Source organism: Caballeronia arvi, assembly GCF_001544695.2.
GTDB lineage: Bacteria > Pseudomonadota > Gammaproteobacteria > Burkholderiales > Burkholderiaceae > Caballeronia > Caballeronia arvi.
Genome location: NZ_FCOM02000119.1, coordinates 1 through 10,140 on the forward strand (window position 1 = coordinate 1; position 10,140 = coordinate 10,140).

Sequence of the window (10,140 nt, forward strand, 5' to 3'; positions counted from 1 at the left end):
GCTGGAAAACTCGACTTCTCCGCCTTCAACTCGCATGCCCGCTGAGAGCCATCACCCACTCCGTTTTCAAAAGAGCCGATTTTGTCCTGGGCAATAACAAGACGCGCCAACGTATGATCGCCCAATATGCGATCGCCGGGGCACGGCGTGGCGTCGTCATCGGTAGGGATCACGCCGCTGAATCGTCGATGGGTTTTTTCACAAAGTTCGGCGACGGCGGAGCGGACGTACTACCGCTTTCTGGCTTAACCAAGCGCCGCGTCCGAGCGCTGCTGGTCGCTGGGTGCAGAAGACCGTCTGGTGATGAAAGTGCCCACCGCAGACTTGGAGTAATCGCTGACCCCGCAGCGCCCCGACGAGGATAGCTACGGAATCAACTACGAAAACATCGACGACTTTCTTGAAGGCAAGGAAGTCTATGCCGATGCCGCTTGACGATTAAGGGCTTTTACGAGACGACGCGACATCGACGACAGGATGGTATCGCGCTTCATGGCTCCTCCTAAGTCGTTCTATCCGGGGACGCTCCCGTTCGAGCAATGCGAATGCCGGGGTCGCGCGCCGCGGTGTCAGCAAGTTCTTCGGCGAAGCGGCACACTCACGTGAGCAGCTCCGCATCCCCTAAAGGGAGCGCGCTCATCAACCCACAATGGAATGCAATGATTAAACGAGCACTCATCATCGGCGGCACCGGTATCGTCGGACGCAATCTAGCCGAGCACCTTCTTTCGCGCGGCGACTGGGCGATCGCCGGGCTGTCGCGCGGTCGAACGCCCGCGCCCGCCGGCGTGGAATCGATCACGACCGACCTCACGTCGGCCGCATCGGTCACGGAAGCGCTCAAAGGGCGGCAGTTTAGTCATGTCTTCTTCACCGCATGGTCGCGGCAGGCGACCGAAGCCGAGAACATCCGCGTCAACGGCGCCATGGTCGCGAATGTGCTCGCGGCATTGGGACCGACCGGCGCGCTGTCGCATGCAGCGCTCGTCACCGGCCTCAAACATTACCTCGGTCCTTTCGAAGCTTATGCACAAGGCAGCGTGCCGACGACGCCGTTTCGCGAGGAACAAAGCCGGCAGCCCGTCGACAATTTCTATTACGAGCAGGAAGATCGTCTCTTCGACGCCGCTCGTCAATATGGATTCGGATGGAGCGTGCATCGGCCGCACACCATCATCGGTTATGCGGTAGGCAACGCGATGAACATGGGCGTCACGCTCGCCGTCTACGCGTCGTTGTGCAAGGAGACGGGCGAGTCCTTCGTGTTTCCGGGCTCCGCCGCGCAATGGAACGGACTCACCGACGTGACCGACGCGCGTCTGCTCGCGCGTCAACTCGAATGGGCCGCGACGTCTGCCTCGGCTCGCAATGAGGCGTTCAATGTCGTCAACGGCGATGTGTTTCGATGGAGCTGGATGTGGGCGCGCATCGCGGAGTATTTCGGCATCGAGCCAGCGCCTTTCGATGGACAGGTCCGTCCGCTCGAAAACCGCATGCAACAGACGCGCAAGACCTGGGCGGACATCGCGGCGCGCCATGCGCTCGCCGAGCACGACATCGACAAGCTCGTCTCATGGTGGCACACGGACGCGGACCTCGGTCGCCCGATGGAAGTGCTGACGGACATGTCAAAGAGCCGCAAGCTTGGCTTTCTGGACTATCAGTGCACGCCTGATGCGTTCGTCGATCTGTTCGAGCGCCTGAAGCGCGAGCGCATCATTCCTTAATGACGTCGCCCTCGCCACGAGGCATGGAGCAGGGATGCCTTGTCACCCCCGGTCCGAGGGTCCGCGCCGAGGGTTCCGTACATCGCCGTCAGTCTCGCGCAGCCCTAAGCGCTCGATTCGATTTTCGACCGCAACACGCGCTATGCGGCACGCGCTTCGTGAATCGCCCGTGCAGCCGGGTACGGTGGCCACGGTACTCGCGCCATGCACGCTATTCGGGTGCTGCCCTACGCGATGGAACTCGCAGCCCATCCGCGCATCGCGCAAGCGCCGCCCGCTGCCGAGTCAGCCCCAGCCGCTGAGCGCAGTGCCACAGCAAGGCGAGCGAAGCAGTGTGCACATGGCCTTAACTGATGCAGCAGATACGGCGCACATCCGCTGCCATCCATCCGGGCGGAAGATCGGGCGCCGCTGATTGCGGATTGTGATCATCGGAAAAGCTTTCTTATGACAAGCAACTTCAACTCGATCATACGCGCGGGGATACTCTTCGAAAGAGAGTTTCGTCTGAGGTATCCCTGCAACCTCTCTTTGATTGCAACTGGCACCGACGAATGGCCGCTCTCTAAAGCACCAAGGGGTCTGTCGTGGCCCCATAGGGCGGGTGGTGTGGTTCGCCCGTGCATTTCTCTATGGACAAAAACAAGACGCCGTACATACTTATCTTGCGCCGGTCGCACGGCGTGTACCGTCTGTCCATCTTCGCCCGCTGCTGTCTCGCGGGCCTTTTATTCGCTAAATCGTGTCGACCGTCGATGAGTTGAGACGACTTGTGCAAATGACCCCCGACCTTTTGAGCACTTTAGCGTCTGTAATTGGATCTTGGTTGGTCGCCTTCACCACCGAGCATCTGCGATTTCCAACAGATTCGCGAACGCGCTGAAACGTAAGTTCGGTACGCGGACCGTCGCGCTCGAGATGTACAGCACAACGCCATCAACGAGGCGTCGCAAGCGCGCGGACCTGTGCTTCCTGGTCGCGACCGTGGCGGCCTCCCGTTTGCACACGTACGAGCGACGAGTCGATCATTTCTGGAAAGGTGCCGCATCCGGCTCTGTCTTTTTCATACACGCGGAGGAGAAGCGAGCAATGCCCGATATCGCGCCTTTGACGCGAGAGAACCCGCCAACGACGAACTCTTGTCTGAGGTTGTGTTTGAGCGTGATTCAGTCGGTCGACCTGCCTAAGCGATACGGCGCATCCGCCGTTTGCCGGTCATGCTTTCGAGTTGCATCTTGCACGCTGTGGCGATCAGCGACCCGCGGTCTTCTGCGAACTTATCTGCGAAGCGGACCAGCGGACCTTCAACCTCCTTCATGAATTCGAGAAGAAGCGCGCGCCGCTCACGAAGCGGTGGTGGCGCGGCATAAATGCTCCGCTACGAAGCGCGAATCGCCTAAGCGATGCGTAGGATGATCACTCGTCGTCGAACTTGAGGCCGACAAGTGAGTCATATTGGTCGGGGACGGCAGCGACGATCGCGCGCATCATGGCGTTCAAGCCCATGCGACCGCTCAGTTCGCGCGCTATAACGCTGGCAGTGCCTACGCTGACAATCGCGGAGCGTGGTTCGGTCCTTTCGTCTTTGGCGACGAAGTGAAAGCGGTGACCCTCGCTGCTGCCGTCCTCCGCTGCCGCATGAGCCGTGATGGTGACGTTCATGATTGTGATCGGGCAACCCTTTCGTACACTCTAGCACTCGCCTCCGGCGATGTATCATAAAAACACTCGCTGTCGACCGGCGCGCAGATGTAGAGAGGTCATTTTTGCGCATTTCTGTTTAACCTGGATTCACGCGTCGACGCATGTGAAAACGCATGCATGTCCACTTCGCTCGTTCTTCGCGTCGAGCAAACAGGCAGCCTGGCATGTTGACACCGGAAGGCGCAGACGAAGCTGAAATCATTGTCCGCCCGTCCAGCCGAGGAGGGTGGCAAGTCGAGTTTCGCGACGCGGCGGGAATTATTGTCAAGCAGGCGAAAAGTGATTGCGAAGCGGTATTACTCGCCTGTCACCTTCGACCGGATGCTGAGATTCGGCTTCTTCCGGCCACTGAGTCTACTGATACCTTTTCCGTCGATTTCTCAGCGAGACGCGGATCATCCGATATTGAATGAAGGCCGCAAACATCCCCGGCATGCGCTGGCCGGCATGCGCTGCCGTTTTTCTTTGCCTTGTATGGGCGTTGCTCGTTTGTTCTGGGAAGACGGAGCCACTGCGCCAGCCGACCAGACGCGAACCTCCGATTACTTTATGGCCGGTCGACATACGTCCCCAATGGTCGAACAATGTGTCCGCCGCGCAGCTCACGTCCAATTCTCATCGATCCATGCGACCGCCCATTGACGTGCCACTTCCATTGCGGTGTTGTCGTTTGAGTATTTCCCCGTGTCACCGGACCATCGGATCTCCTCCTTGATCTCGCCTCCCGAGCCATATTGGTAGACGATGGCACGAGCGAAGTAGTGCCCGTGGAACGCGAGCGGCGTCACGTCAATACGAAATTGCTTGTAGTCAAAATGCAACTTGCGCCTCCAGAGTGCTCGAAAAGTGGCAATGAAGTCCATCGAGCGCCTCGTGCAAACGGAGCTCAGTCAAAAAGATATGTTGCGTGACCGATGTAGTTCAGGGAAGGGCCACAAGCTAGTCTTCTTCCCGACGCAGCTCGTCGCGCGCGCCCAGCCACAGAAGCGTCTGAATTTGCCGTCTACCCGTCGTACGACGGAAGCGCCGGTAATGTGACTTTGCGGCTCCGGAACACCATCACCCAACTAGTTAGCACTCACGAGGCTAGATATCTTGAGCATTGCCTCCGCTACGCGGCCGCGGCGTGAGCGCGCGATGCCTATTCCCATGGCATCGCACGTCACTAGTCATCGGACCCGCCCTCGCTCCTGCTAACGCTTGCTCATGCCTGCGGCGGCTGTCCGTTGAAAGCGCTGAGGCCCCCGTCCACCGGCATATTGACTCCAGTCACGAAGCGCGCGTCGTCGTTTGCGAGGAAGGCGATCACCGCCGCGTTATTGTCAGGCTTCGCCGCTCGTCGGAGCGGAATCGTTCACGAAACTTGGCCATCAGTTTCTCGTCGCCGGGCATGTACTGCGTGAGATCGGTCTCGGTCAGGCCCGGGCATACCGCATTGACGCGCTCGCCATCGCGGCCGTGATCCATGGCAAGCGCGCGTGACGTTCGTCACCGCGCCCTTCGCTGCATTATAGAAGCGCATCGCTCAATCGCCTCCGAGTCTCGATACAGACGATACGTTGACAATCGACCCAATGCGCGTCGATCAGATGACGAATGGCCGCGCGGCTGCAATAAAAGACGCCGTCGAGATCAGTCGACATGATCGTGCGCCAATCGTCGAGAGAAGCTTCGTCGATGCGCCCGGTGGGCGCAACCTCCGCATTGTTGACGAGCACGTCGATGCGCCCGAACGTCGGCGCAGTCTTCTCGACGAGCTCCTTGCAATGCGCGCGGTCGGTGATGTCGCCGGGCAACAGCAGCGCGCGGCGTCCCGCCTTCTCGGCCCAGCGCGCGGTGTCCTCCGCGTCGGCGTGCTCGTCGAGATAGGCGATGGCGACATCCGCGCCTTCGCGCGCATCGGCGATCGCCACCGCCCGCCCGATGCCGCTGTCCGCGCCCGTGATGAGCGCGAACTTGCCGTCGAGCTTGTTGCTGCCCTTGTAGCTCGATTCGCCGTGATCGGGCTGCGGGTCCGACTACCGGCGACGCGCGGTTGTAACCAAGGTGACTTTCCACCGGCATGTCGCGCTGAAGATGCGCGAACTCGTGAAAGGTAATCCCGTGCTTCTATGAACGAGCTTCTATGAACGCTCCGAGACGAAGGCGGCGGTCGTTCTTTGATGCATCGTTCGTGCCATTGTTCTTGTGGACGGTGGGCGCGCGGCTTGCTAGCAGGCACGGGTTGCCCGTGGGAGGAAAGTCCAATGAGTCGCACCCATCGATCAGCAGTTGCGCTTGCGCTAACGTGTGCGTGCATATTGGCCGCGGCAGGCGCAGGCGCGCAGCAAAACGGTGCGCCGCCCGGCAACAAGTCGCCGGGAGATGGCGTGTCGGGCAACTCCGCGGGCGTGGCAGGCGGCGCGGGCGCGGCGGGACAGTCGGGCACCGATCCCGCGACGCTCAAGCGCGCCGAGGAAGCCCGCGTGCAGCAGAAGCATTCGCCGGGCGCATCGGGTGCGGGCGCTGCGAAGCGTAAGGACTGGAAGGAGTGACGCCTCACGCCGCATCCAATGCATCCAGCGCGTCCGATGCGCAGCGCACGCGCGTGCGCCGCCGCATCGTCGCGGATCTGTGGCGCGCGGTCTGCGCATGGCGCTATCAGACCGCCGCCGCGATCGTGCTGATGATCGGCGCGCGTCTCGCGGTCGTGTCGGTGCCGCTGCTGTTGAAGCGCGTTATCGACGAGTTCAGTCATCCCGCGACGAGCGTCGTTTTTCCCGTTTTTTTGGTGCTTGCCTACGTCCTGCTGCGCTATCTCGGCGATGTACTGAACGAGGCGCGCGATATCGTGTTCAGCATCGTCACGCAACGCACGGTAGCGTCGTTCACCGAGCGAACGTTCGCGCATCTTCATGCGCTGGGCGCGCGCTTTCATGCGCAACGCGAGACCGGGGCGGTCGTGCGCGACGTGCAAAAGGGCGCGGACGGCATCGGCTTTTTACTCGGCACCGCATTCTTCACCGTCGTGCCGGTGATGATCGAAATCGGCACGGTCGTCGCCATCATGGTGAGCAGTTACGCGCTGGAGTTCATGGTGATCATCGCCGTCACCTTCGTGCTCTATTCCGTGTGGACGCTGATCTTCACGCGCTACCGCATGCGCTTCCAGCGCGCGGTCAACAAGCTGGAGGCGCAGTCCGACAGCCGTCTCGTTGACAGCCTGCTCAACTACGAGACCGTGAAGTTTTTCGCGAGCGAGCGCATCGAAACGAACCGGCTTTCCAGCGTGCTCGAAGAGTGGGTCCATGCGCGCGTCGCCAATCAGCGCGCGCTCACGCTGCTGCATGTCGGTCAAAGCACGATCATTGCGGTGGGCATCGCGGCGGTGATGCTGCGCGCGGCGCAACATGTGGTTGCGGGCACGATGAGCGTCGGCGATCTCGTGCTCGTCAACGCGTATATCGTGCAGGTCTGCAATCCGCTCAACACGCTCGGCTTCGTGTTTCGCGAAACCAATGATGCGATCGTGAACGTGGAGCGCATGTTCACGATCCTGCTTTCGCGCGGCCGCGTGCGCGAGGACGTGGATGAGAAAGAAGCGCGGCCGCTCGTCGTGACGGCGGGCGAGATCGAGTTCGATCATGTCGAGTTCGGCTACGATCCCGCACGGCAGATTCTGCGCGATGTCGATTTTCGCGCGCATCCCGGCAAGAAGCTCGCGGTCGTCGGCGGCAGCGGCTCGGGCAAATCCACGCTCGTGAAGCTGCTTTTCAGACTTTATGAGCCGACAGCCGGCGCGATCCGCATCGACGGGCAGGACATCGCGCAAGTCACGCAGGACAGCCTGCGCGCGATGGTCGGCATCGTGCCGCAGGACACGGTGCTCTTCAACGATACGATCGCCTACAACATCGGCTATGGACGTCCCGATGCGACGCGCGCCGATATCGTGCAGGCCGCGCGCGCGGCGCAACTGGACGGCTTCATCGAGCGTCTGCCGGATCATTACGACACGCGCGTCGGCGAGCGCGGCGTGCGGCTGTCGGGCGGCGAGCGGCAGCGCATCGCAATTGCGCGCGCCATTCTGAAGAACCCGCGCATCATCGTCTTCGACGAGGCGACCTCGGCCCTCGATACACGTTCGGAGCGCGCGATCCAGAACGAGCTCGATCGTCTTGCGAAGGGGCGCACGTCGATCGTGATCGCGCATCGGCTGTCCACGGTCGTCGATGCGGACTGGATCCTCGTGATGGAGCACGGACGCATCGTCGAACAGGGCCAGCACGACGAACTGCTCGCGCGCGATGGCGTGTATGCGCGCATGTGGTCGCTGCAATGGCAGCAGGGCGAGCTGGAGCATGCGCAGCGCAAGGTCTCGGCGCAGGCAATCGGACTCGATACACTCGTTGCCGGCGTGGTCGATGCGCTGCATGAAGAAATCGCGGAGCGGGGCGTGAATCTGTACACGGTCATCACCGAACCGGGTTTGCGCGTGTCCGGCGATCCGAGCGTGCTGCAACAGATCGTCGCTGAGTTGTGCCGCGCGCAGATGAGCGCTGCGACGCGCGGCGAGCGTATCGAATTGCGCGTGTTCCGTGAGGACAACGAAGCGAGTCTGACGGTGATGGGGCAGCGTCCGAATCCCGCGGATCTCACGCCGCAGCAGGTGCGTCGCCTCGAAAAGGCGTTGACGGAGACGGGCGGCAGTCTCGCGCCGCGTTATATCGACAAGCACGTCGCCTATGTTGCGACGATGCCTTTGCGTCCGGTGCTGGACGATACGAGCGCGCCCGCAGCTGCGCGCGACGACGCGTTGAAGGCCGTCACCGTGATGGTGCTCGACGACCAGGAAGAAGCGCGTGACGCGCTGGAGGCCGTGCTGGAATCGGTGGGTGCGCATGTGGTGCTGTGCGCATCGGGCGACGAAGCGCTTGTGCGATTGCGCGGCTTGCCCACGGCGCAATGGCCGGATGTATTTCTTTGCGATATCGTGCTCGGCGGTGAGCAGGACGGTTATGAAGTCTTGCGGCTGATACGCGAGGAAGAGGCGAGCCGCGGCGCATCGCTTGCCGAGCGCGTGCCTGCGATTGCGTTGACGGGGCATACGCAGGCCGATGCGCGCACGCGCGCGCACGCGGCGGGGTTTCAGGCGCATTTGACGAAGCCCGTTCCGGCGCCGAAGTTGATCGGGACGATTGGCGCGGTGACGGCGAGGACGTCGTCGGAATAGCGTTGAGGTTCCGACGGAACGACCCCATGCCAAGCCGCTATGGCGTGATTCATGGAACCGTTTCAACACGGCTCGGATCAAGCGATACAGACATGAGAGCCCGATTGCAAAGACTGCCCATGAAGCGAAAGAAGTGAGCCCGACCGAAATTGCGGTGATATATCCGGAATCGTGTACATCTCCGTTGCCGGTTTGGTCTTCCATAGGCTTTGAGAGGGAAACCAGGCACGAAGTCGTCAAACATCTTTGGCGATAGAAAATCAGCCGTCTCACTACACGCCCTGCACAGCCCGTCCTTCCGCCGCTTCAATCACCCTCCGAAAGTGCTGCACAGTGCGCTTCAAACCATCATCCAACCCGGTGGTAGGCATCCACCCCAACACCTTACGCGCCATCGAAATATCCGGCTGACGATGCCACGGATCATCCATCGGCAGAGGCTTGAACACGATCTCCGACGACGATCCCGTCAGCTCGATGATGCGCCTCGCGATATCGAGCATCGACAGCTCATGCGGGTTCCCAAGATTCACTGGCCCGGTAATCCCTTCGGGCGTGTTCATGAGGCGGATGAACGCGTCGATCATGTCGTCGACATAACAGAACGAGCGCGTCTGCGTGCCCTCGCCATACACGGTGATCGGCTCGCCGGAAAGCGCCTGCATCACGAAGTTGGACACCACGCGCCCATCCGACGGATGCATGCGCGGCCCATACGTGTTGAAGATGCGGGCGATTTTGATCGACAGGCCATGCTGCCGCCGATAATCCATGAAGAGCGTTTCCGCGCAGCGCTTGCCTTCGTCATAACACGATCGAGGACCGATCGGATTCACGTTGCCCCAATACGCTTCCTGCTGCGGATGAACGTGCGCATCGCCGTACACTTCGCTCGTCGATGCCTGAAAGATTCGCGCGTGAACGCGCTTTGCAAGCCCGAGCATGTTGATCGCGCCATGCACGCTCGTCTTCGTCGTCTGCACGGGATCGTGCTGATAATGAATCGGCGAAGCAGGGCACGCGAGGTTATAGATTTCATCGACTTCCACATAGAGTGGAAACGTCACGTCGTGACGCATTAATTCGAAGTTCGGGCTATCGAGAAGATGCGCGATGTTGTCTTTCGTGCCCGTGTAAAAGTTATCGACGCACAGCACGTCATGACCCAGCGCCAGCAGCCGCTCGCACAGATGCGAGCCGAGAAAGCCCGCGCCGCCCGTCACCAGAATCCGCTTTCTATACGCTTCTCTCATGTCGTCATGTCCTGTCTGTTTGATCGGCTAGCTGCATACGTAGCGCAACGCTTCGTCCCAGTCGCGGGCGAAGCGGTCGATATGAAAGCGGTCCAGTGCGGTTCGCCGCGCGCCTTCGCCGAGACGCCGCGCTTCGGCGGGATCGCGCAGCAAGTGTTGCATCGCGTCGATGAGCGCCTGCGTATCCGTATGGATGAAGCCGCTTTCGCCGTTGCGAATCACGGTCGATAGCTCGGTCGTCGCA

Annotated in this window: 9 protein-coding genes and 2 pseudogenes; 5 read left to right on the forward strand and 6 right to left on the reverse strand. The window is 61.1% G+C overall.

Annotated features, from left to right (window positions below; all coding sequences use genetic code 11):
* The first annotated feature begins 41 nt into the window (after positions 1-41).
* Together nadE and AWB74_RS42525 are read left to right on the forward strand one after the other, a co-directional pair.
* A pseudogene (nadE, locus tag AWB74_RS42520) lies at positions 42-506 on the forward strand (NAD(+) synthase).
* A gap of 153 nt (positions 507-659) precedes the next feature.
* Positions 660-1,727 (forward strand): SDR family oxidoreductase, encoded by a 1,068-nt coding sequence (locus tag AWB74_RS42525; protein ID WP_061152514.1) that lies wholly within the window; start codon positions 660-662, stop codon positions 1,725-1,727.
* A 1,416-nt stretch (positions 1,728-3,143) separates the two neighbouring features.
* Here AWB74_RS42525 and AWB74_RS42530 read toward each other — a convergent pair.
* A complete protein-coding gene (locus AWB74_RS42530; protein WP_061152515.1) occupies positions 3,144-3,389 on the reverse strand; it encodes a hypothetical protein in 246 nt (81 codons plus the stop codon).
* A gap of 206 nt (positions 3,390-3,595) precedes the next feature.
* On the opposite strand from AWB74_RS42530, the gene AWB74_RS46160 reads away from it, so the two are divergent.
* Positions 3,596-3,844 (forward strand): hypothetical protein, encoded by a 249-nt coding sequence (locus AWB74_RS46160; protein ID WP_143749484.1) that lies wholly within the window; start codon positions 3,596-3,598, stop codon positions 3,842-3,844.
* A gap of 189 nt (positions 3,845-4,033) precedes the next feature.
* Here the strand turns inward: AWB74_RS46160 and AWB74_RS42535 are convergent, their stop codons facing one another.
* The 3 genes and pseudogenes from AWB74_RS42535 to AWB74_RS48930 all read right to left on the reverse strand — a co-directional run bounded on the left by AWB74_RS42535 (position 4,034) and on the right by AWB74_RS48930 (position 5,344).
* Entirely contained in the window at positions 4,034-4,294 is a 261-nt protein-coding gene (locus AWB74_RS42535; RefSeq protein ID WP_061152516.1) for a hypothetical protein, read from the reverse strand.
* Positions 4,295-4,635: 341 nt separating this feature from the next.
* A pseudogene (locus tag AWB74_RS48925) lies at positions 4,636-4,898 on the reverse strand (SDR family oxidoreductase).
* A 41-nt stretch (positions 4,899-4,939) separates the two neighbouring features.
* Complete coding sequence (locus tag AWB74_RS48930; protein WP_407642548.1) at positions 4,940-5,344, reverse strand: SDR family oxidoreductase; 405 nt, start codon at positions 5,342-5,344, stop codon at positions 4,940-4,942.
* 333 nt (positions 5,345-5,677) lie between these two features.
* Here AWB74_RS48930 and AWB74_RS42545 point away from each other — a divergent pair, with 333 nt between their 5' ends.
* The gene (locus AWB74_RS42545; RefSeq protein ID WP_143749485.1) at positions 5,678-5,965 is read left to right on the forward strand and encodes a hypothetical protein; all 288 of its coding nucleotides are present in this window, start codon (positions 5,678-5,680) and stop codon (positions 5,963-5,965) included.
* Positions 5,962-8,643, forward strand: coding sequence for an ATP-binding cassette domain-containing protein (locus tag AWB74_RS42550; RefSeq protein ID WP_061152518.1), 2,682 nt, complete (start codon positions 5,962-5,964; stop codon positions 8,641-8,643). The genes AWB74_RS42545 and AWB74_RS42550 overlap by 4 nt, the downstream gene beginning before the upstream one ends.
* 272 nt (positions 8,644-8,915) lie before the next feature.
* On the opposite strand, the gene AWB74_RS42555 is transcribed toward AWB74_RS42550, so the two are convergent.
* Both AWB74_RS42555 and AWB74_RS42560 read right to left on the reverse strand, forming a co-directional pair.
* Positions 8,916-9,896, reverse strand: a complete 981-nt coding sequence (locus tag AWB74_RS42555; protein ID WP_061152519.1) for a UDP-glucuronic acid decarboxylase family protein — start codon at positions 9,894-9,896, stop codon at positions 8,916-8,918.
* A gap of 27 nt (positions 9,897-9,923) precedes the next feature.
* On the reverse strand, positions 9,924-10,140 hold a 217-nt coding region (locus AWB74_RS42560), incomplete at its 5' end, for a glycosyltransferase (RefSeq protein ID WP_143749486.1).

Excerpts from the sequence above, each read along its gene's own strand:
- AWB74_RS42530 (WP_061152515.1), bottom strand. The coding sequence starts at position 3,389 with ATGAACGTCACCATCACGGCTCATGCGGCAGCGGAGGACGGCAGCAGC.
- AWB74_RS42535 (WP_061152516.1), bottom strand. The coding sequence starts at position 4,294 with ATGGACTTCATTGCCACTTTTCGAGCACTCTGGAGGCGCAAGTTGCAT.
- AWB74_RS42525 (WP_061152514.1), top strand. The coding sequence starts at position 660 with ATGATTAAACGAGCACTCATCATCGGCGGCACCGGTATCGTCGGACGC.
- AWB74_RS42545 (WP_143749485.1), top strand. The coding sequence starts at position 5,678 with ATGAGTCGCACCCATCGATCAGCAGTTGCGCTTGCGCTAACGTGTGCG.
- AWB74_RS42555 (WP_061152519.1), bottom strand. The coding sequence starts at position 9,896 with ATGAGAGAAGCGTATAGAAAGCGGATTCTGGTGACGGGCGGCGCGGGC.
- AWB74_RS46160 (WP_143749484.1), top strand. The coding sequence starts at position 3,596 with ATGTTGACACCGGAAGGCGCAGACGAAGCTGAAATCATTGTCCGCCCG.